Below are 21,568 nucleotides of genomic sequence, written 5' to 3' on the forward strand. Positions count from 1 at the left end.
TGAAGAGCGGAAGTGCAACATAAACATCCAGAGGCACAAATAAAGACTGTTTTTGAGTCTGTATATACTTGACAAGATGTAGCCTATAAGCTAAGGATGCATAGTCTTGCATTTTTCCATCCGTTTACACTCCTCCGCCCCATCCGCGCCATTTTTCTGCAAGCGGTGTTTGTGCTTCCGATGCGGAGCACAAAGAAGTAGCATCGGAATCCGCTGGGGCAGAAGAAATATCAACGGGAGTAGCGGAATTGCAGACGGTTTCGATATCGGCACTCTTTAATTCCTTTAAGAAAGCGGCTAATTCCTCCGGGGACATTGTCTCTCTTAATTTATTGATTGTACGGATTAAATCTTGTTGGGCACCGCTCGCGGTTTCTTTTGTCAGTTGAGCATTATTTTTTTCCACCTTTTCGCGGAGGCGTTTTGCATATTCTCTGCCATCGATGGATTGCGCAACGGGGATGCCTGCCGTCACACCGACAACTGCAAGTACTAATTTAAGTCCGACAAGTCCGCCTGCACTGCTCGCATATTCAAAAGAAGCACCGGTAAGATAAGCGGTTTTAAACGCCTCATAGTAGGAAATAGTAAGCGCACTATATGCAATAAGGAGTATAAACGCCGCAGCAAGCCGTCTTTTGGTGTACCATCCCATTGGCTGAATAAACAAATAGATAATCGCTGCAATCAAAACCAATGCAAAAAAAAGTTCGGCGCTCCAAGGCATCATAATAAAAGAAAAAGACTCTGTATGAATTACATTACGTAACAGATAGAACTGTCCGATAAGCATTACTAGAAAACAGATAACCGTAACCCCGCCCCGCGCACGGGTATTTGTTTTATTTTGTTTCATTTTATATACATCCCCTCGATCAGCGTAGCAGGTTTCTATTGACGAGTCAACGGAACTGCGGTACAAAAGATACGGAGGATTTATGCTGCAATTCAATCCGGTACATCTTGCTTTTGCCGTTATGATAATCGGTGTTATTTTTACCTTTGTATTATCAAAAAAGGAGATCAAACAACTTCGGTCGCTTGCCGATTCCTTTACAATCCCTTTTGTCAAACTTTCAAACTATATTGCACCGCAAAAACCTGCAAACTCATTGTTGACAGAAAAAACGGAATCCGGCGGTATTAAACCGCTGCCGGCAGAAGAACAATCAAAAGAAATGCGCGAAATCATTAAACGGGCAGGAAATACTAAAGCGGTAAAACTTTTCCGTGAAATGGTGGAGGCCGAAGATGCACTAAAAACAGCTGCGGGGAAAAACCGACGTAAATGCTATCAATTTGCCGATCCCGTTGCCCGCATCCTGTATATGACGCACACCTTTCTTACCGGTTGCGAAAATCTTGCCTCCATCGATACGGACAGCAAGCTGGAAGAATTTAATAGTTTTTTGTATGAACAAGTACCGCACCGCATGACTTTATTGCGGCTCATCAGCGGTTCCCTTGCCGATGAATACCGCGAGCTGAATAGCGTATATGCGGCAGAGATGGAACAAATCGAGCGGGAACAAATGATGCTTCGACAGTAGCGCTTTGAAGTATGTTTTATTTACTTCACACGGTTCCGTTCAGGTAGTCTAACGTATAGGACACATATAAGGTTACCGCTGCCGTTAAGCAATCTTCGTCGATATCGAACATAGAATCATGAAGAGCGGCGACCGTTTCTTTTTTGGCGGCATTTCCGCTGCCGATATATGCATACACACCGGGAACTTTAAGGATATATTCGGCAAAGTCATCTCCGCCGAGGCTGGGTTTCCGTTGCGTAATCACCTTTTCGTGCCCGAAAGCAGCAATCGCGGCAGCTTGTACCTCGCGGGCAGCCGTAGGATCATTGATAAGCGGAGAGGTAAAATCCTTCCACTCGACCGTAACGGTTCCGCCGAAAGCGGCTGCGCTATGTGACGCAAGCGCTTCAAGCCGCTCTTTCATTTGTTTCCGTATCTCCGGCGTCAATACCCGAATGGTTCCCTCCAATTCCGCCTTTTGCGCTACAATGTTATAGGCATCACCCGCAGTTATCTTTCCTACCCCGATAAGTACGTTATCCATCGGTGAGGTACAGCGGGTAACGAGGGCTTGAAGCGCCGTAACAATCTGGCTTGCAATGTAGACGGCATCCACGCCGAGCTGCGGGGTTGATACGTGTGCGGGGGCGCCGTGTACCGTTATCTTAAACCAATCAACACTCGCATTATTCGGCCCGGGCATCACAACCACGGAACCGACCGGCACATCCGAAGCGACATGGATACCGAACGTACGGTCGGCACCGTCAAGATAGCCGCTATCGACAAAGACCCGTGCACCGTATCCGATCTCCTCACCTGCTTGAAAGGTCAGACGAACGGTTCCGACAAATAGATCTCGGTGCGCATTAAGAACCCGTGCCGCTCCGATAAGCGATGCGGTATGCGCATCGTGCCCGCAAGCGTGCATACGTCCCGGAATCATTGACGTGTATTCGCAGGTATGCATTTCCTGAATAGGGAGCGCATCAATATCGGCACGGAGCACGATTGTCTTGCCGGGCTGCTTCCCTTGAATTTCCGCATACACCCCCGTTTCTCCGACCCGCTTATGAGCAAGACCGATCTTATCGAGTTCAGCTTCAATCCGTTCGGCAGTATGGAACTCTTCTTTTGCAATTTCCGGATGCTGATGGAAATAGCGCCGTAATGCAACGATGTACGGATGATCCTCGCGGATATGTGCCGAGATGCACTCCTGTTCAGTCTTGTTCATATTATCTTTCTCCCATAACGCATTGCAGCTGTTTAAAACTCACGGTGAGTCTTAAACAGCTACCTTAGGCATTGAGCAGCCGGTTACCACCGCACCGCAGCATCAACTTTTTTCATCGTCGCTGCAGCGGTGTCCGCATTCACCTTGTTATAAGCAAATGACGGGAAAAAAGATTCTTTATACTTGGCAAGGACATATTCTGCCAGTGTTTGAGATTGATACAGCTGCACGATTTTTGCATAAACGGCATTATTTTTATCATTTGTACGGGCTACAATAACATTGACATACGGATTACCGCCGGATTCGGATTGCTTTTCGATTATCAACCCATCCCGTGAAGGAATTAAACCTGCCGGAATGGAATAGGTTCCGTTGATGGTCGCTCCGGCATAGTCGTTGAGCGTTTGCGGCAACGTATTGGCAGCCTGCGGAACTACTTCAACATTATACACATACTTGGTAATGTCTTTCAGCTCAGGCGTATACCCTGCTGCAGGATTCACTTCAATCAGCCCTGCGGATTCCAGCAGCTTTATTCCGCGGCTCATATTGGTGCCGTCGTTCGGAATAGCAAATTGCAAAGCCTTGCGTTTAACGTTTTTGGTTCCATTAGTACCCGCAGCCTTTTTTACCTCATCGAGGCTTTTATACTTCTTAGAATACAGGGTCAGCGGCGCAATAAGCGTATCACCGATTGCAGTGAGCTTATAACCGTTTTTTGCAATCTCATTGTTAAGATAGGCCTTATGCTGAAACGCATTAAGATGAATATCGCCTGAATTGAGCGCCTCATTCGGCAGATTATAAGCGCTGAATTCTACCAGCTGAATCTTGATATTGGTCTTTTCCTGATCGAGCAGGTACTGAACCGCCTTCCACTGATCATTTGAAGATCCGCACACACCAACCTTGACGGTTGTTACGCCCGCCTTTTGGGCAAAAAGTCCGCCCGCAAGCATGATACCGACAAAAAGTATACCTATGAGTCTTTTCGCATTTTTCATAAAAATCCTCCTATAAAAGTGATAGGGAGCCTCTAAAAATCCATATTCTAAATTTTGAGAAGATACCCAATATTCTAAAAGCCAAAGAGCCTTTAATAACCTTCTTCATTCAGGGGTGCAGTTCGTGCTATTCCCTGCTTCCTTGTTGTCACAGAGTAAACCTGTTCGGAAACGCAGTTATCGAACAGGTCTATTATCAATACGTCTTTTTAAACAATCCCCTATTTGTCGTCTTTTTGGCGAAAAAAGAGCCGGTAAACTGTAAAAAACAGATAAAAAGCAGTAATACGATGATACAGGCGTAGATAATGTCGGCGTGGTTTAAGCCCTGACCATAGTTGATGGCAAAGTCTCCCAGTCCGCCTGCACCGACAGCTCCTGCCATTGTGGTCAAACCTACGAGCGAAATAGCCGTAATCGTTGCCGCACGGATGAGCTCAGGAACCGATTCATGCAGATACACTCGAAAAATCAAACCGGCCGTACCGCTTCCCATGCTGCGGGCAGCTTCAACTTTTCCCGGATTCACATTTTCAAGGGCGCTTTCAACCTGACGCGAAAAGAAAGGTACGGTTCCGAAAATCAACGGAATAACAGCTCCTTTTACACCGATTGCCGTACCCACAACCGCTCGGGTAAACGGAATTAAAAATACAAGCAACACAATAAATGGAATAGATCTGAATACATTGATAATGATACTGATAACGGTATAGAGGATTTTGTTTTCTCTTATGCCGTCCTTCTTAAACACAACAAGCAAGACGCCGAAAAACATTCCGAATACGAATGAAATACTTCCAGAAATAAGAAACATCTGGAAGGTTGCGAGGCAATTATCTAAAAAACGATACCAATAGGCATAAAGATTGGGACACCACTGCTCAAGAAATTCCACGATCACACTTCCTCCGATATATCAGTTTTTGCATATTCAAATATTTTGACATTTTTACTGCGAAAATAGGTAAGTGCGTTATCGACATTTGATGTGTCGCCCTGTATAACCGCAACGATGCCTCCAAGCGGTACACCCTGAATAAGGTCAACATTCGCAAGTACAATACTGAGATTTACATTGTATTTTCGAGACACTTCAGAGATCAGCGCATCTCCGACAACATCTTTTTCAAACTGCAATCTAACCAAGCGGCTGCCGGCACCGGTGTCGATCAGGCGGTGAGCGGAAGATGCAATGGCGCCGATTTTAGAAAGGGATGACTGAGAAGCAATGAATTTTCGCGTGATATCTTGCTCAGGCGCTGCAAAAATGGAATATACATCACCCTGTTCAACAACCCTTCCTTTTTCCATCACGGCAACTTTATGACAAATAGATTTAATCACCGCCATTTCATGGGTAATAAGGATAATGGTAAGATTCAGCTTTTTATTCAGCGTTTTTAGCAGGCTTAAAATCGATTCGGTCGCTTCAGGATCGAGGGCGCTCGTGGCCTCATCCGAAAGCAGTAAACTCGGATTATTGGCAAGGGCACGAGCAATAGCAACCCGCTGTTTCTGTCCGCCCGACAGTTGAGCCGGGTATGCCCGTATTTTATCGGTAAGATCGACCAGTTCGAGTAACTCATGTACACGATCCCGTATTCGTTCCTTAGACAATCCCGAATACTTGAGCGGATATGCAATATTATCAAAAACGGTAGACCGATCCAGCAAATTGAAATGCTGAAAAATCATACCGATCTTTTTCCGCACCTGTTTCATATCATGGTTTGAAAGACGCTTAAAGGCTCCGTTTTCTTCCCATGTAACGGCAGTACCGTTTACCGTAATCGTTCCGCTGTCCGGCACTTCGAGCAAGTTGATACACCGCACCAGGGAGGACTTTCCGGCTCCGGAATAACCGATAACACCGAAGACCTCACCGTCATTTACAGTAAGCGATACATCTTTAATTGCTTCAACCGTGTGGTTCGCAAGATAATATGTTTTATTAAGATTTTTCAACTCTACCATATACACCGCCGTAGGTGTCTACCATAGCTCGTTTATTTAATACTGTCAACAGTCGATTACAATCCGGTGGTAATATTTATGTAAAAAGCTATCAGTTACCGCGTCAATATCGGCATACCGAAAATTGAATATCTGCATACATTTTTATATACAAATCCGTAGAAAAATCGTTTCCGACATCTCTTGTTGTAAGAAAAATACCATAACACATTAACAGAAAATAAAAAACGCTCTTACAAGTTGTTATAACACAACAGCTTACAAGAGCGTCAAGGAAATCGGTTTAAATACGATCTATATTTAAACTTATTTTATTTCCACAAGAATTCGGGATAATAGTTTTCTTTAATTTTTTGCGCTATTTCTTTTTTTACAATTTCGCGGTCTTCGGGATAGGTCATACCGAACCATCGTTCATCGGTGGTATAACATTTGATTGTTCCGAGCCCCTTCGTAACCAGCATACTCGCTCCTTCCGGCAAGAGGCATTCGGCTTTTTCGCTTGCGATATTCTTTTTAATAAACTCTTCAAAGAATGCATGGAAACCTTCAAATGCTTTCAGACTAAAGCCGAAGAGATTCATAGAAACGGTTTCTTTGCCGGTCAGATGTGTTACTCCATTTTCGAGCTGAGAAAGTATTACCCGTTTACCGTTTTCTTCACCGTAAGAAATCTTGGTATGTTCCTTCATAGAAACCAGCATTCCGTTCTCAACGTTGCATACTCCCCGAGATACGGAACCGGATTCGCTCATCGTATTCTCCAGAATATAACCGACCATCGCATGATTGGGAGAATGAGTATCCAATGTCGACAAATGTTCAGCCATCGTTTTGTATGCCTTGCGTCCGTAATAGTCGTCTGCATTGATAATGGCAAAGGGCGTTTTAATAGAATTCTCCGCACACAGTACGGCGTGAATGGTACCCCACGGCTTTTTGCGGTTTACCGTTTGCGGGAGTTCTTTAGGATCAATCAGTGAATCAATGGATTGAAACAGGTATTCTGCATCGCAATTACGTGCAATCCGGTCAAATAAACGGGCGCGGAAATCTGTTTCAATATCTTTTCGAATAACAAATACTACTTTTCCAAAACCGTTATGCATGGCATCGTAGACTGCATAATCCAGCAATGTTTCATTATGCATTCCCACCGCATCTATTTGCTTAACGCCGCCGTAACGGCTCCCCATTCCTCCTGCTAAAACCAATAATGTAGGTTTCATTCTATTGTACCTCCGTAAAAGAAAACGCCGATTAACCCATTGCAGGATCAATCAGCGTTTCAAAAGTTCATTAATCACACTATAAAAGCACTCTAAATGCACATAAGGCTAAAGGCGACCTCTAAAACCTCACAGTTTTAGAGGTTTTTGTCTGTTTACCGCTTGTTTACGTGACGGAAAATAACACGTTTTTCCATCGTTGTTACTGTCTTACCGGTGGTAGCGCCTTTCAAATCTTCAACTTCGACGGAAGAAAAACCTTTATCCCGTTTGTAATTTGAAAAGAATTCATACATGACCTTTTCAGCTTCATTTTCGTCAAAAGTGTTCTTATCTTCTTCATATACGCAATAGTATTCCGCCCAGTTGTCGGTCTTATAAATTTCGGTCATATAAAGGTTGGCATTTGCACGCCCTTCAACCTTTATTTTTTGCTTTTTAGGCTGTATGGTCTGCGCAGACAGGACAACAGCGAGCAACATAAATGCGCACAGCGCAAGTATTTTCTTGTTCATTATAGATCCTCCTATAAAGTAATAAACAAGTTTAGTATATACGGAAAAATCGTTCTTTGCAATGGTTCCGCGTTATTCACATAGAGCGATCGGAGCAAAGGTGTCTGCTTTAAGTGCGGCACCGCCGATTAAACCTCCGTCGATATTCTCTTTAGCAAGTAAGGCCTTTGCATTTTCAGCTTTCATCGAACCGCCATACTGAATGACCATTGCATCGGCAGCAGCCTTTCCGTATAGCTTTGCAATGACGGATCTGATATGTGCATGAATCGCATCGGCATCCTCCGGGGTTGCCGTTTTTCCGGTACCGATTGCCCATACGGGTTCATACGCAATGGTTACCCGTGCCAGTTCTTGGGCGGTTACACCTTCCAAACCTTTTTCGGTTTGAGTTGCGCAGACAGTCTCTGCATGACCTGCTTCGCGTTCTTCGAGCAATTCACCGACGCAAAGGATCACTTCAAGCCCGTGCTGCAATGCAAGCCGAACCTTTTTGTTGATCATCGTATCGGTTTCGCCGTAAATATGACGCCGTTCCGAATGGCCGAGAATAACAACCTGTACACCAAGGTCTTTAAGCTGCAATACGGACACTTCTCCGGTATGAGCGCCTTGCTCATCAGTACTCATATTCTGCGCACCAAGCAAAACATTCGTCCCTTTTACTACCTGAGAAACGGCATCAAGGGCAGTAAAGGAAGGAGCTATCATATATTTGTGCTTTCCTCCTTTGACGGCCTCTACCACACCTTTTGCCAGATCCACGGCCTCTTCCTTTGTTTTGTGCATCTTCCAGTTACCCGCAATAAAATATCTACGCATACCTTCTCCTATAAAAGCATCGACGCAATTTTAGGCGATGCTTTTTATCATATCTCCTATAAAAACTTCTAGATATTTCATTATACCGCACCTTTACAGCTTATTAAAGGGTATCGTTCTGCCTGTTCCGCCGTTCTATCATGCGCAGCACAAACAGAATCAGGACTTTTTTTATTATATATTCTCGGTTATAATAAACCTGTCCCGAAACGGAAGTTTCCGAACAGGTTTAATAAGCAAAAGAAGGATGATGCGATGAATGTATTTGATATAATCGGCCCCATCATGATCGGCCCTTCCAGTTCTCATACGGCAGGGGCGGTACGAATCGGCTTAATGAGCAGGCTGCTGCTCGGCGCCCCAGCAGTAAAGGCATATATCAGACTGCACGGCTCTTTTGCGCAGACATACAAAGGGCACGGAACCGACAGGGCACTGGCAGCCGGAATTATGGGTATGCAGACCGATGATGAGCGTATCAAAAAGAGCTTACAAATTGCCAAAGAAACCGGTCTTACTATTACTTTTGAGCCGACGGTCATTCCCGACGCTCATCCGAATACAGCGGAAATCACCTTAACCGATGCAAGCGGCAAAACCGTGTGTGTGCAGGGAGCATCCATCGGCGGCGGCAACATTGTTATTACCCACATAGACGGCAGAGAGGTAAAAATCACCGGTCAATCCCCAACGATTATCGTCGTACACAATGACATACCGGGAATGATCGCCGCCGTAACTGCACTGATGGCACAGTATAAACTCAATGTCTACAAATTCAATCTTGCACGGGACAAAAAGGGTGGAACGGCAATCATGACATTACAGATTGACGGACGCTCCCTTGGAGAAGATTTGCAAGCCGCTATCGAAAAAATACCTGGTGTTACCAAGGTGATTTTTGTTAGACCATTTTAAACGGAGTCCTCTATGCTTAGTTATGAATCAATCAACGAATTATATAAAACAGCGGAAGCGCAGCATAAACGTATCAGAGAGATTGTATTAGAAGATCAATCAGCACAGCTTGAACAGCCGGAAGAAGCGTTGATTAGGCGGATGGAAGAAAACTTGACAGCCATGCTGGAAGCAATCGAAAACGGCAGCAAACCGGGGGTTAAATCGACCAGCGGATTAACCGGCGGAGATGCATACCGATTAAAACAGACGATTGCGGAAGGTAAACACCTTTGCGGGGATCTTATGTCAAACGCTATTCAGATGGCAATGGCGGTATCCGAAATAAATGCCGCGATGGGAAAAATTGTTGCAACTCCCACAGCCGGTTCCTGCGGCATTCTTCCCGGCGCATTGGGCGCCTTGCTAAAAGTACACGGTATTCCGCAGAAAGAAGTAGTGCTGTCGCTGTTTACTGCAGGAGCTGTCGGTATGGTTGTTGCAAACAAGGCGTCGATTGCAGGCGCTTCAGGCGGATGCCAAGCTGAATGCGGCACTGCTTCCGCGATGGCAGCAGCGTGCATTGTGGAACTCTTAGGCGGCACACCGGAGATGGCAGCTCATGCTGTGGCGATAACCCTCAAGTGTATTTTGGGATTGGTATGCGATCCCGTTGCCGGTTTAGTAGAAATTCCTTGCATTAAACGGAATGCTTCCGGCGTTACACTTGCCTTTACCGCTGCGGAACTGGCACTTGCAGGTATCAAAAGCGCAATTCCCGTGGATGAAACCATCGAGTCCCTCAAACGGGTCGGCGACGGACTTCCGGCATCGCTTCGTGAAACGGCCCAAGGAGGTTTAGCAATAACACCGACGGGACAAGCCTTTGAACGGCAGGTCTTCGGTACGCGCTCACCGCTTACCGGCAGTCCGTGCAATACCTGCGGCTCATGCGGATCATGTGGTAACTGATGAGGGGAAGCCTATAGGGCATCTCTAAAAACTCGGTTAGATTTTTAGAGATGCCCGACGAGTTTTGCTTTAAATCTTTATATTGTAATGACTTAAAGCAAAACATCGCAAGTAAATCTAAGGAAAACCTCTAAAAAACTGAGGTTTTTAGAGGTTCCCTATATTACCTTCAAAAAGCTCAGTACAAAGACTATCCCAAAAATAGTGATACACGATAGTACCGTTGAGAAAATAACGACTTGAGCAGCGAGTTCATGATCACAGCCAAGTTGTTCAGCCATAACCGCTGAAATAACAGCCGTAGGCGAACCGTAAAGCGCGATAAGCGCTACAATCTCATTGGCTCGAAATCCAAGATAAACAGCCAGCGTAATAAAGATTAATGGCATACCGATGAGCTTGCCCGCAACGGTAATCATCAGATTTTTAAAATTTGCCGAAACTTTTGAAAAATCGAGCATTGCACCCAGTACGATAATGGGAAATACACTGCCTACTTTGCCGATATCCGTCAACGATTTATTGAAAAAATGGGGAATAGGAGGATGCAGCAAGGACATCATAATTCCTAAAAGAGAGGCAATGACCATGTGATTTTTTAATACATCTCGTATCAGCTTCTTTTTGTTGACGGCGCATCCGCCATAGATTGAAAATATAACAACGGCTGCAGCATTGAAGATGGGAACAACAACCATAATAAGCATCGATGCCAAGATCGCGCTGTTTTCTCCTGCAATATAAGAAGAAAGGGGAATCCCAAGCATCACAAAATTACTTCTAAATGTCCCCTGAATCATAACGCCTTGCTTTTTTTTATCTTTCTCAAATAAGGGAACAATGATAATAAGCAGGAAGATAGCGACTAAAATACTTCCTGCAGCATACAGAACGAAGCGCAAATCGAAAACTTCATTTAAATTTGTCTTTCTAATATTATTAAAGGTTACGATCGGTAAAAGTAAGTCAAAGCAGAGCTTATTTAATTGGGCAATCGTTGTCTTGCTGAAATACCCTTGTTGTTTGAGAAAATAGCCGAAAACAACTAAGAGAACGACCGGCATAACTGCATTAAATGCTATAAAGAAACTTCCCATGTTATGCTCCTTACGCTACCGGTTGGAAATTGTCTGAGAATACCCGTTTTAGATAAACGGGCAAAAAAATCTCAACAAAACCTCTAAAAAGCTGAGTCTTTTAGAGGTTCCCATACTGCTTATACCTTGAACTTTCCGATTTCTCCGGTAACGTTGGCCGCATTTTTCTGATTATTCATCGCAATAGTATTTACTTCTTGCATTGCATTGTTGACTTCCGCTATTCCGGCTGCCATTTCAGCCATGCTTTGTGTAATAATCTCAGACAGGTTGGCAAGTTTTTTGATACCGGCTGAAATATCGGTAGCTTCGGAAAGTATGTTATTTGAATCGGCTTTAACCTTCGATGTTATGGCATTCACTTCACTAATCACATTCAAGACGTCTTCACCGCCCTGCATTTGTTCCTTCATGGTACGGATCATGCCGTCTTCCTGTCGATAGATAAAGTCCATCATAGCACTGATTTTTTCAAATTGCTCCGCTACCAGCGGTCCTGCACCATTAAGACTTTCGATCTTATGTTTAAGTTCTTCCAAAACCTTAGTAATACTTGTACCTTGAGCACCCGATTCCTCAGCCAGCTTCCGTATCTCATCGGCGACGACTGCAAACCCTTTTCCCGCTTCCCCCGCATGGGCTGCCTCAATTGCAGCATTCATCGCGAGAAGGTTTGTTTGGCTTGCCGTATTTTGAATAACCGTAATAGCATCGAGAAGACTCTCGGATTGCTCCGTTACTACCTTTGTTACCTCAACAACCATCGCAACGGTCTCTTTACCGGTATGAGTTGTTTTTTCAAGGGTTTTAATCGATTGAAGATTTTTTTCAGCCCGTTCTTGTAAAGTCCGGATATTTTTTATAATTTCTTCGATTGTAAGAGATGAGCCGGAAATACTTTTAGCTTGATTATCAATATGAAAATCAAGGCTTGACATCGTTTGAGCAATAGAATCTATCTTTGCAGCAGTTTCAGTAACTTCCGTATGCTGAACCATGACGCTGTCTTTTACACTTTCAATATTCCCTGTTATCTCATTAAGCGCTGCAGCAGAATTCACCATTCTTGTAGACAATGTCTGGCTAACCGCTTGCATATTTTTTGCCGTATTAGTGATAACCAAAAAAGAAGCACGGATTTTTTCTATTGCATTATTCATGGATAACGCGATGGCACCGAGCTCATCGGAATGTACTGCTGCCTGAACGGTAAAATCACCTTCTGCAACTTTATCGAAAATAGCATGGAGTTTAATAAATCGTCCGAATAAATAGCGGAGCATAAACTGATTGACTGCGATCATAACTATTACCAGTACGGCCGTCCATAAAAGAGAATAGCTCATAATCGCGAAAATCGGCGGTGCAAAATCCTTTACAGGAACTGCCATGATAGTATAATAAGGCAAATTGGCAAGCTGTTTTTTTACAACAACCACTCTGCCGAGCGAAGCATCGTCATAGTATTGAAGATTACTGTAGCCGGTTAAGTTTGAAAGAATACCGATCACCTTATTCAGTTTTTTATTTGTAAAGTCGGCATTTGAGCAAAGCGATAATGTATCGGTATTATCAATAATACCGACCCATGATTGCGGACTCGGTAGCGATTTATTTATTTTAGCAACGGTTTTTTGTAAATCGACTGCCATACCGGCAAATCCGATAGCTTCCCCTGCCGTATTAAATACTTTTACGTTAAACCAAAAATTCGTTTTATTGAGCGTTTTATTATAATCGACACTATAAAATAACGTCTGCGGACTTTTCATCATGGTAAAAAACCATGAATCATCGGCTTCGGTAAGTATATCTTTTTTTACCTGTTTATTACTATCAACAACATAGTAATTACCGGTTAAATTCGAAGCGGCAAAACCTGCAGAAAACTGTTCATCTTGACTAACATCAATCAGTCTTTCGGTAACTTTAGCGCCATTTTCGTTATCTTTTTCATAACTGTTAAACCAATCCAGCAAGTACGGTTCTTCCGCTAAGTCTTGCGAACGTGCTAAGCCCACTGCAAGGTTTGCCTGTAATTCAGAACATGAAGCATCCAACATAAACGGTACGGTCTTATAGAAATTACTTTCCATATATGACCTTGCTTGCATAACGCTAAAAGCGAGGGCTCCGCAAACAGCGATAATAAGCGTCGTTACCAAAAACAGGTTAACTGATGTCCGTATTTTCATAGAGTCTCTCCAGCATAGTAAGAAAAATTTGACGATAGAATGAGTGTACCGTATTTTCATTTTTATAGCTAGATAGGCATTGCCCTGTATCGCCCAATGGAGCTTTTTTTTCTTTTATGCTATAGTGAATGCTCTATGGATTATTATGCAGTGCAGGTAAAAACAGGTAAGGAACCGGAGCTGTTAAAAACAATACGGAAATTAAATGAAGAAAAACATGAAATAGAAGCCTATTTTCCGCGCCGCATACTGTATGTTAAAAAGAAAGGTATACGGCACAAAGTTGATGCCCCGGTATTTCCCGGCTATATTTTTTTAGAAATCGCTGACTTATCGCTTCCGCTTTGCTGGCAGCTCCGTAAGACACCGAATTTTTATCATTTTTTGCCGAATAATCAAAATCCATTGCCGCTTGCCGATAATGACCTCGCGCTTTTGCGCCATTTTCTTTCATTCGGAGAAGTTACTGCTCCGTCTAAAGTATACTTCGACGCGAATGCACGGATATGTGTTGTAGAAGGGGCGCTGAAAGGGCTTGAAGGAAAAATTATCAAAGTTGATAGAAGAAAGCAACGGGCTAAGGTACTGCTCGATATGTACACCGACAGCTTTCCCATCGATTTGGCTTTTGATGTGATAGAGCCGGCAGCTGCCGGTTTAGGTGGAGGGGAGAGATGACAGCTCAAAGTAATAAAGTACAGCCGACCGTGTATATTATCGGGGCGGGGCTTGCGGGCACCATGATTGCCCACGAAATAAAACGGAAAGGCGTATTCGGCCGTGTTGCGGCATTCCTTGACGACGATCCGCAGAAAATCGGTACTAAAATTGAAGATATTCCGGTACTTGGTCCGATTCAAGATGTTGCCCGCCTTATCAGAGTGGAAGCGCGGGATGAACTGTTGATTGCCATTCCAAGTATAAAGGCAGAGCGATTACGCGAAATCTATGCAATTGTAAAAGAGGCAGGATTTACCACCATCAAATTACTGCCCGGTATTTCGCAGATTGTAGACGGGAATGCGCACCTCGTACAAGCACGGGAGATAAACCCGCAAGACCTGCTCGGACGCACACCGATAAAAATCAGCTTAAAAAACAGCCTTGCCTATCTGCGCGGAAAGCGGGTACTGATTACCGGTGCAGGCGGCTCCATCGGCAGCGAACTGGCGCGACAGCTCCTTTCAGGCGGTGCTGAGCGGCTCTATCTATTCGGGCATGGAGAAAACTCAATTTACCAGATCGATAAAGAACTACACCTCTTACAAGAAGAAGGTGTCGGCGATAAGGCGACGATTGTGCCTATCGTGGGCGAGCTGAAAGACCGGGAGTATATGCGGTATATTATCGGGAAGCTCCGCTGCGATGCGGTCTTTCATACGGCGGCTTACAAACACGTACCGCTGATGGAAGCGAACCCCGTCGCCGTCATCGAAAACAACGTGTTCGGCACCAAGAACTTGCTCGACGCCTGTATCGAAAACGGCGTAAAACGCTTTGTGCTTATCTCGACGGATAAGGCGGTTAATCCCGTATCGATTTACGGGGTTTCGAAGATGCTCAACGAGAAGATGGTACTTGAAGCCGCCGCGCGCGTCAAAGAAAAATACGGCAGCGCTGATTATGCCTATATGTTTGTCCGGTTCGGAAACGTACTCGGTTCGCGCGGCTCGATTTTTCCGCTCTTTGTCGAACAGGTAAAAAAAGGAGGCCCCGTAACGGTAACCTCCCCCGATATGATGCGCTTTTTTATGACCATACCGGAAGCCTGTTCACTCGTATTGCAGACTGGCGGAGTGGGCATCAACGGGCAGTCATACCTACTGGATATGGGCGAACCGGTCAATATTCTGGAAACCGCCCGTCAGCTGATACGGTACATGGGCTACGAACCGGAAAAAGACATACCGATAGAAATCATCGGGGTACGTCCGGGAGAACGGTTGGAAGAGCCGCTCACTTCCGAAACGGAGTACACTGAGCCGACCGAGTATCCGAAAATTCTCCGTCTCCAAAACCGTGAAGAATACGACAGCAGCACTCTCGGCAAACTGCTTACAGCCCTGTATCCCGTATGCTGTCCTTCGGGTGACTCGGAGCTTTATCGGAATAAAGAATACCTGACGCGTATCCTCTGCGACGCATGTCAGTCGCTTAGGGATGCGCAGTAAAAACATTTCTCGCACATTAAATCTAAAAGGTTTTATAGGAGATTACATTATATGAATAACACACATCATCAGGCTTGTACCACCGTGCTGGTCGGTAAAAAGGCCTCAGTTGACGGTTCGGTGATGATTGCCCGTAACGAGGACTTTCACGAAGCGGTTTCGGTTAAGCTGTTCACCGTGATGCCCGCAAGCGAGGTAAAAAACCGTACTTATACGTCGAAGAACACCGGCGTTACCGTTGCGCTGCCGGAGAAGGCGCTCCGCTGCACTTCTACGCCTCAGGCATTTCAGCTGCTGAAGGGTGAGGAAGGCGAATACGGAGAAGCAGGCATCAACGAAAAGAATATTGCCGTCAGCTCCACCGAAAGCGTATACGGCAATCCGCGCGTGCTTGCGTTCGATCCGCTCGTACCGGACGGTATCGGAGAAGATGCTATCCACAACATCGTAGCACCGTTTATCAATTCCGCGCGGGAAGGGGTTGCCTTTTTAGGTAAGCTCATCGCACAGTACGGTTCGGCGGAAGGCAACGGGATCCTGTTTGCCGATGCGGATGAAGCATGGTATATGGAAATCCCGTGCGGACATTACTGGGTCGCGCAGCGCATCCCCGACGACTGCTATGCCGTCGCACCTAATCAGGTCTGTATCGAAACCATCGATTTCTCAAACGAGCGTGATTTTATGTGGGCGGACGGCATTCAGGCATTTGTCAATACGCATAAGCTCAATCCCGACCGCGAAGGTTTTAACTTCCGGCATATTTTCGGCACTTCAACCGAGAAAGACCGTGTGTACAACACGCCGCGCGCATGGTTTGCACAAAAATACTTAAACCCCGAAATAGAGCAAAGCCCCGTATCCAACGATATCCCGTTTATACGAAAGGCGAGCAGGCTGATTTCGGTAGAAGATGTGCAGTATATCTTGAGTTCGCATTACAACGAAACCGTCTATGATCCGCTCGGCAAGGCGGGAACCGACTACGAAAAAACACAATTCAGAGGCATCTCCCTTTCCCGCACGGCGGAATCCCATATTCTCCAGCTGCGTTCCCGCGTACCGAAAGGCATGGCCGCTATTCAGTGGCTCGCATTCGGCACCACCGCCTTTACCCCCTATGTGCCGTTTTTTACCAACATCAACGACACGCCGAAAATCTACAAAAAAAAGACGGCGACCGTTTCGCTCGAAAATGCGTATTGGTTGTTTAAAATCCTCGGATTCCTCACCGAAAGCCGCTATCCCGCGTTCCGCGAAGCAAACACAACCTATCTGAACGAGATGCAAACCTACGGGTTCAAACGCGTTCACGAGGTTACCGAAGCAGGCAAAGCCCTAACCGGAGAAAAACTGACCGAATTCCTCACCGCGGAAAACGAAAAGACCGCCGCTTACGTCATTAAAAAGACCAAAGACCTGATCGCGCAGCTGATGCTGGAATCGTTTAACTACTCAAAGCTCAGCTTCAAAATGGATAAAAACCTGTAAAAACTCAGGGCAAACGCATCAGACTGTTTTTTTAACAGCCCTGCAGAATAAACAGGCTATTCGACCAGAGTTTCGCCGTTCCACGGCTCAAATGGTCTCACATCCTATTTATTCTGCAATTTTGTCTATTTCTCTGATGCGTTTGCCCTTTTTCTGAAAAAAATTGTGCAAAATTTTATCTAAAATTTTGCACAAATGGAAGGTAAAAATATGCTTACGATACGGAATGTTTCAAAGACGTATGGACGGTCAAGGGAAAAGGCGGTTGATAATCTCTCTTTTGAGGCGAAAAGCGGGGAGATTTTCGGCTTTTTGGGGCCGAACGGGGCGGGAAAAACGACGACCATCAAAATGCTCACCGGTGTCATTGCGCCCGATTCGGGGGATATTCTCATCGGCGGTACCGATATACTGAAATATCCGCTGGAAGCAAAGCGGAAAATCGGGTATGTAACCGATAATCCCGAAGTGTTTGTGCAGTTTAAGGCGCTTGAATACCTCAACTTTGTCGCGGATGTGTACGGTGTTTCAACCGAAGAGCGGCAGAAACGGATTGCAGAGTATACCGCGCTTTTTGAAATCGATACGGTATTGAACACGCGCATCGCGAGTTTTTCACACGGCATGAAGCAAAAGCTGCTCATTGCGGCAAGCCTTATCCATCAGCCGGAATTGTGGATTTTGGATGAGCCCATCGTCGGGCTTGACCCTCAATCCGCGTTCCGCCTGAAAACCCTAATGCGGAGCTATGCCGATTCGGGAAAGACGGTGTTTTTTTCCACGCATATCATGGAAATTGCCGAAAAGGTATGCGACAAACTTGCGATTATCAACAAGGGGCGGATGCTGTTTTGCGGGTCGCTGTCTGAACTGCAAGCACAGCGCGGCACAAACGATTCACTTGAGCATCTGTTCCTTATGATGACGGAAAGAGGCACTTCACCCGCTGCTTCTTCGTAAAACAGCAGGTACCTGAAAATCCGGAGCGTTTTTTCGGATACCTGCCGAATTTCAAAATGCTATACTGATGGCGCTATTGTGACGGTGTATTTCACAATACTGCCCTTAGAGATGCGCTATTGTAGTTCGCCACGCTCAACGGAGAATTTTCCGTCTTTCTTTTTTGCTTCAACTTTAATATCGCCGATAGGTTTCCACTCGACCGCAAAAGTGATTGTCGGACTAAATTCATAATATTTACGGGCGCCTACATTCTTTAACTGAGGTTTAATTTCACAATTGAATTTTAATGTCCAATCTTTAAGATAATGGGTAAGGCCTATATCCAGCGATTGGAGTTTAAATCCTGATGCTTCCCGTTTTGATGTATCCCAAAAATAAAATGACTCAACCAAATCGGTCAGTACATTGGTATTGCCGGGAATAACAATCGGTAAATTGAGTGCTTTTTGAAAATATCGTGCAATGACATCATTCCTGCTTGATGAACCGAAAGAAAAATCCCAAAATTCATGGATATTAAAAATAATCTTAGGTGCAAACGTAAAATAGCTATCCGTAATGCGGACTAAATTAAACTGTAAGGTTGACGACAATCCAAGCTGTATTTTGATACGGTTTTTCCATGCATAAATAGTAAAGGGATTGGAAGTATTGGAAAACGAAAAGCCCAAAGCAAAGGGAATAAATCGTTTTTCCGTACCGTCCAGAACCCATGTCTTTAACGACGGGTCAAGTTTTTGCGGTATTTCGCGACTTTGGGTATAAAAGGCTGAAATATATTTCCACCCAAAAGTGATATGCAGCCGCTCATTGCTCTTCTCTTGGATATTATAGATATAGGTTTGGGCAGTCCGTATATCATGGGGAAGCGTCCATGTTACATCTGCCTTAAATGGTTCCCACGCCCATTTATCTGCCACATTCTCTTTTTCGAACAACTTTGTCGAGGCTGTCAATGTTCCATACGGAAATGATACGTTGAGTGAAGTACTATAGGCTTGCAAAAGCGGCGGCAGATTCATAGAAAAAGTAATTTTTTGCGTATACTTTTCCGCAAGTATAACACCGAATACCGCAGATCCCGTATGGGCAGTGATAAAATCTTTATTCCACTTTACCCCCTGTGTTTCCCATTTAGGATTACTATACGAACCGGTAAACGTATTTTTTGCTAAAATTTCCGTGATACTCCAGCTAAAGGATATAGGTTTAAATAGATCGTTATACACAAAAGGATTGACCGTTACTGAGTTTTCGTTTTTCAGCGTATACACATTCGCTTTAAAGTTGTTGAGCTCTAAAATCGGCTTTTTACTTACATCCCGTGTCCAGGGGTGCCGCTGATAATTTCCTGAAATAATAAGGTTACTCGAGAGAGTAATAAGATTTTGCGAATAGGATAGCGTACCTTTTAAACCGGCACTCCCCTTCAGCTGATAATAGCGCGATTCATAGTCCTGCCAACGTATATCTTCGGGTTTATTCCACTGTGAAGAAGCAAAGGTTGTCTCTTGTAATGCGGAAAAATCTCCCGAATATGTGAGTGAATATGTAATACTATGATCGAATTCTTTGCCGTATACCGGCTTAAACACCGGAACAAAGGTATCAAAGTATTCCTTTTTATCGGTGTTTTCGGTTTTCCCTGTATCCGATGATGTTTTATCCTTCGTTATAAACGGATGGTCGATACCTTCAACATCGGGGATCTTTTTTGCCGGTTTTTCATTAAACAGCGTATTTGATAATAGTGTTCCTGCAATTGAGATTTTCCCCTCCGGCTTAAAAAGCGACGGATAAAAGAAAACCCGCTGAGGTGCATAGGCTTCTTCACCGGTTGCCGGCGGGTTTGTTTCTTTTGAAGAAAAGTTAACGGTCAGTGATGCGGTATCCAGATTAAATGAAGAAATCCATGGGCTGATTTTCTTAAATGACGGACGGATAGAACCGTTAAGCTTCCACGAATAGGAACTTTCCATTCCTATATCAGCGCCTTTTGCCAACTTATCTTTGTTCAAAAGATAATTAAACCAATTCATGTCCTCCGATCGATCAAAAAAGTCTTTCTTAAAATAAGGGTCGGATACAAAGGGGACATTTATCGAAAGTTGAAACGGCGCCTGCGAAATACCGAAATTGATATGCGCCCTGTATCGAAACGGAAGCGGCATTCCTAAAAAAAAGCTTTTATTGTAGTACCGTTTTCCATTCGTATAATAGGTAGTATGTGTAATACCGTCAATACCGATTCTATTCAGCGGAAAGAGTGTCCGAGACATTCCGAAAAAAAGTGAAAAATCAAGTTGGCTAATCGGCGTATTTTTAGGGATGATCTTTCCGTCTATGCCGACTAAACCACCCAGCTGTGAATAGGTGTCGGCAATGAGTTTGATATAGGCAGGGCTTATATCAGTCGCATCTTCATCAAGGTTCTTAAAAAACAAACCGATTCGTTCTTGCTTTTTAAGCCTATCACTTTTCATGAAATTGGAGAAAGAACCGGATTTTTTTGAATCGGTATCAAGCGGTTTACGACCGAGAAGATATGTCGTTGTTTGAAGAAAATAGCCCTCACGACTGCGGAAGCCGAACACCGGATGAACCACCATTTCATCGGCAGGATGATAAAAAAACGGCAGATATAATATCGGTACAATTCCAATGGAGAAATAACCGTTTGCAAACGCAAGCTCGTTACCCGGCAACAGCCAAATCCGGCTTGCACGGATAGACCACAACGGTTCTTCGTCCGGATCGGGGTTGGTACTTAGTGCGGCATCTTTAAATCCTGTTGTACCACTTGAATCGCGGCCGACCGTTGCCGATTGAATCGTAAAAGGATTTTGCCCCTGTTTCCGCGGAGCCTGTTTAATCGTACCGTCGAGGAATATACCTTCCATCTCATCGATATTGAAGAGCAGCAATTCACCGGTGAACTCTTCCGCCCCTTCGGAACCGCCCGTCTTCCTGCTGTACCGGACATTTCCTTCTGCCTCGATCGTATTTTCCGAACGGTTGTACACCAACTTATCGGACTCAATTGTAGAAACGGATGAGCCTTCTTTTACCGAAACCGAAACGCCGCCGGTAAAGACAATAATGTCATCTTTTTTCCCTTCAATAGCTTTTTGAGCCTCTTCGGTTGTTACCGGAACCTGAGCGTCGGATGTATTTTCCGTGCCGCCGGTTTGTTCTACCGGAGATTCCGTGCTTTCCGTAACAGGAAGTGTGTCGGCAACGGACTGCTGACCGGCATCAGCCTTTATTGCCGCAGAAGACTCCCCTGCCGTTTCACTTTTATCCGGATTGGTGCGATACTGCGCCTTATTCTCTTTCTTAAACACCTCCATTATGCGCACGGAATTGATGGTAATAACCTTCGGTTCTTTCGCGGTCTGCGCATAGGGAGAAGCGAGAATGAATAAAAAAAGGCAAAAAAAGGAAACAAGCAGCTTTTTCATTA

General features: G+C 44.7%; 18 protein-coding genes. 7 read left to right on the top strand and 11 right to left on the bottom strand.

Going from position 1 to position 21,568, the window contains the following annotated elements; all coding sequences use genetic code 11:
* Nucleotides 1-124 precede the first annotated feature (124 nt).
* Nucleotides 125-856, bottom strand: coding sequence for a hypothetical protein (locus tag E4N65_RS05695; RefSeq protein ID WP_253674640.1), 732 nt, complete (start codon nucleotides 854-856; stop codon nucleotides 125-127).
* Nucleotides 857-938: 82 nt separating this feature from the next.
* On the opposite strand from E4N65_RS05695, the gene E4N65_RS05700 reads away from it, so the two are divergent.
* Complete coding sequence (locus E4N65_RS05700) at nucleotides 939-1,550, top strand: hypothetical protein (RefSeq protein WP_253674642.1); 612 nt, start codon at nucleotides 939-941, stop codon at nucleotides 1,548-1,550.
* A gap of 25 nt (nucleotides 1,551-1,575) precedes the next feature.
* Here the strand turns inward: E4N65_RS05700 and E4N65_RS05705 are convergent, their stop codons facing one another.
* The 7 genes from E4N65_RS05705 to tpiA all read right to left on the bottom strand — a co-directional run bounded on the left by E4N65_RS05705 (nucleotide 1,576) and on the right by tpiA (nucleotide 8,319).
* Nucleotides 1,576-2,769, bottom strand: coding sequence for a M20 metallopeptidase family protein (locus E4N65_RS05705; RefSeq protein WP_253674644.1), 1,194 nt, complete (start codon nucleotides 2,767-2,769; stop codon nucleotides 1,576-1,578).
* 83 nt (nucleotides 2,770-2,852) lie between these two features.
* Nucleotides 2,853-3,776: a MetQ/NlpA family ABC transporter substrate-binding protein gene (locus tag E4N65_RS05710; protein ID WP_253674646.1), complete on the bottom strand. Its 924-nt coding sequence runs from the start codon at nucleotides 3,774-3,776 to the stop codon at nucleotides 2,853-2,855.
* Nucleotides 3,777-3,972: 196 nt separating this feature from the next.
* Nucleotides 3,973-4,680: a methionine ABC transporter permease gene (locus tag E4N65_RS05715; RefSeq protein WP_253674648.1), complete on the bottom strand. Its 708-nt coding sequence runs from the start codon at nucleotides 4,678-4,680 to the stop codon at nucleotides 3,973-3,975.
* The gene (locus E4N65_RS05720; protein WP_044016350.1) at nucleotides 4,677-5,753 is read right to left on the bottom strand and encodes a methionine ABC transporter ATP-binding protein; all 1,077 of its coding nucleotides are present in this window, start codon (nucleotides 5,751-5,753) and stop codon (nucleotides 4,677-4,679) included. Before E4N65_RS05720 ends, E4N65_RS05715 begins: the two co-directional genes overlap by 4 nt.
* A gap of 311 nt (nucleotides 5,754-6,064) precedes the next feature.
* A complete protein-coding gene (locus tag E4N65_RS05725; RefSeq protein ID WP_253674650.1) occupies nucleotides 6,065-6,982 on the bottom strand; it encodes a nucleotidyltransferase family protein in 918 nt (305 codons plus the stop codon).
* 155 nt (nucleotides 6,983-7,137) lie between these two features.
* Complete coding sequence (locus E4N65_RS05730) at nucleotides 7,138-7,497, bottom strand: hypothetical protein (protein ID WP_044016346.1); 360 nt, start codon at nucleotides 7,495-7,497, stop codon at nucleotides 7,138-7,140.
* Nucleotides 7,498-7,569: 72 nt separating this feature from the next.
* Nucleotides 7,570-8,319: a triose-phosphate isomerase gene (gene tpiA / locus E4N65_RS05735; RefSeq protein ID WP_253674652.1), complete on the bottom strand. Its 750-nt coding sequence runs from the start codon at nucleotides 8,317-8,319 to the stop codon at nucleotides 7,570-7,572.
* Between the two features lie 255 nt (nucleotides 8,320-8,574).
* Between tpiA and sdaAB the strand changes: the two genes are divergently transcribed.
* A complete protein-coding gene (sdaAB, locus tag E4N65_RS05740) occupies nucleotides 8,575-9,237 on the top strand; it encodes an L-serine ammonia-lyase, iron-sulfur-dependent subunit beta (RefSeq protein WP_253674654.1) in 663 nt (220 codons plus the stop codon).
* A gap of 12 nt (nucleotides 9,238-9,249) precedes the next feature.
* On the top strand, nucleotides 9,250-10,188 hold the full coding sequence (gene sdaAA, locus E4N65_RS05745) for an L-serine ammonia-lyase, iron-sulfur-dependent, subunit alpha (protein ID WP_253674662.1): 939 nt from the start codon (nucleotides 9,250-9,252) through the stop codon (nucleotides 10,186-10,188).
* Nucleotides 10,189-10,346: 158 nt separating this feature from the next.
* Here the strand turns inward: sdaAA and E4N65_RS05750 are convergent, their stop codons facing one another.
* Both E4N65_RS05750 and E4N65_RS05755 read right to left on the bottom strand, forming a co-directional pair.
* Nucleotides 10,347-11,285 carry an AEC family transporter gene (locus E4N65_RS05750; RefSeq protein WP_253674664.1) on the bottom strand — a complete coding sequence of 313 codons (939 nt, stop codon included), beginning with the start codon at nucleotides 11,283-11,285 and terminating at the stop codon, nucleotides 10,347-10,349.
* 119 nt (nucleotides 11,286-11,404) lie between these two features.
* The gene (locus tag E4N65_RS05755) at nucleotides 11,405-13,480 is read right to left on the bottom strand and encodes a methyl-accepting chemotaxis protein (RefSeq protein WP_253674672.1); all 2,076 of its coding nucleotides are present in this window, start codon (nucleotides 13,478-13,480) and stop codon (nucleotides 11,405-11,407) included.
* A gap of 135 nt (nucleotides 13,481-13,615) precedes the next feature.
* Between E4N65_RS05755 and loaP the strand changes: the two genes are divergently transcribed.
* From loaP to E4N65_RS05775, 4 genes are all read left to right on the top strand, one after another.
* Nucleotides 13,616-14,158: an antiterminator LoaP gene (gene loaP, locus E4N65_RS05760; RefSeq protein ID WP_253674674.1), complete on the top strand. Its 543-nt coding sequence runs from the start codon at nucleotides 13,616-13,618 to the stop codon at nucleotides 14,156-14,158.
* The gene (locus E4N65_RS05765; RefSeq protein WP_253674676.1) at nucleotides 14,155-15,651 is read left to right on the top strand and encodes a polysaccharide biosynthesis protein; all 1,497 of its coding nucleotides are present in this window, start codon (nucleotides 14,155-14,157) and stop codon (nucleotides 15,649-15,651) included. Before loaP ends, E4N65_RS05765 begins: the two co-directional genes overlap by 4 nt.
* A 51-nt stretch (nucleotides 15,652-15,702) precedes the next feature.
* Nucleotides 15,703-17,142 (top strand): C69 family dipeptidase, encoded by a 1,440-nt coding sequence (locus E4N65_RS05770; RefSeq protein WP_253674693.1) that lies wholly within the window; start codon nucleotides 15,703-15,705, stop codon nucleotides 17,140-17,142.
* A gap of 210 nt (nucleotides 17,143-17,352) precedes the next feature.
* Complete coding sequence (locus tag E4N65_RS05775) at nucleotides 17,353-18,102, top strand: ABC transporter ATP-binding protein (RefSeq protein WP_044016327.1); 750 nt, start codon at nucleotides 17,353-17,355, stop codon at nucleotides 18,100-18,102.
* 116 nt (nucleotides 18,103-18,218) lie between these two features.
* On the opposite strand, the gene E4N65_RS05780 is transcribed toward E4N65_RS05775, so the two are convergent.
* The gene (locus E4N65_RS05780; RefSeq protein WP_253674695.1) at nucleotides 18,219-21,566 is read right to left on the bottom strand and encodes an LPS-assembly protein LptD; all 3,348 of its coding nucleotides are present in this window, start codon (nucleotides 21,564-21,566) and stop codon (nucleotides 18,219-18,221) included.
* Nucleotides 21,567-21,568: the final 2 nt, after the last annotated feature.

The organism is Treponema sp. OMZ 855, assembly GCF_024181145.1.
Taxonomy (GTDB): Bacteria; Spirochaetota; Spirochaetia; order Treponematales; family Treponemataceae; genus Treponema.

Coding starts and splice junctions, on each gene's coding strand:
- E4N65_RS05695 (WP_253674640.1), bottom strand. CDS start 856: ATGAAACAAAATAAAACAAATACCCGTGCGCGGGGCGGGGTTACGGTT.
- E4N65_RS05700 (WP_253674642.1), top strand. CDS start 939: ATGCTGCAATTCAATCCGGTACATCTTGCTTTTGCCGTTATGATAATC.
- E4N65_RS05705 (WP_253674644.1), bottom strand. CDS start 2,769: ATGAACAAGACTGAACAGGAGTGCATCTCGGCACATATCCGCGAGGAT.
- E4N65_RS05710 (WP_253674646.1), bottom strand. CDS start 3,776: ATGAAAAATGCGAAAAGACTCATAGGTATACTTTTTGTCGGTATCATG.
- E4N65_RS05720 (WP_044016350.1), bottom strand. CDS start 5,753: ATGGTAGAGTTGAAAAATCTTAATAAAACATATTATCTTGCGAACCAC.
- E4N65_RS05725 (WP_253674650.1), bottom strand. CDS start 6,982: ATGAAACCTACATTATTGGTTTTAGCAGGAGGAATGGGGAGCCGTTAC.
- E4N65_RS05730 (WP_044016346.1), bottom strand. CDS start 7,497: ATGAACAAGAAAATACTTGCGCTGTGCGCATTTATGTTGCTCGCTGTT.
- tpiA (WP_253674652.1), bottom strand. CDS start 8,319: ATGCGTAGATATTTTATTGCGGGTAACTGGAAGATGCACAAAACAAAG.
- sdaAB (WP_253674654.1), top strand. CDS start 8,575: ATGAATGTATTTGATATAATCGGCCCCATCATGATCGGCCCTTCCAGT.
- sdaAA (WP_253674662.1), top strand. CDS start 9,250: ATGCTTAGTTATGAATCAATCAACGAATTATATAAAACAGCGGAAGCG.
- E4N65_RS05750 (WP_253674664.1), bottom strand. CDS start 11,285: ATGGGAAGTTTCTTTATAGCATTTAATGCAGTTATGCCGGTCGTTCTC.
- E4N65_RS05755 (WP_253674672.1), bottom strand. CDS start 13,480: ATGAAAATACGGACATCAGTTAACCTGTTTTTGGTAACGACGCTTATT.
- loaP (WP_253674674.1), top strand. CDS start 13,616: ATGGATTATTATGCAGTGCAGGTAAAAACAGGTAAGGAACCGGAGCTG.
- E4N65_RS05765 (WP_253674676.1), top strand. CDS start 14,155: ATGACAGCTCAAAGTAATAAAGTACAGCCGACCGTGTATATTATCGGG.
- E4N65_RS05770 (WP_253674693.1), top strand. CDS start 15,703: ATGAATAACACACATCATCAGGCTTGTACCACCGTGCTGGTCGGTAAA.
- E4N65_RS05775 (WP_044016327.1), top strand. CDS start 17,353: ATGCTTACGATACGGAATGTTTCAAAGACGTATGGACGGTCAAGGGAA.
- E4N65_RS05780 (WP_253674695.1), bottom strand. CDS start 21,566: ATGAAAAAGCTGCTTGTTTCCTTTTTTTGCCTTTTTTTATTCATTCTC.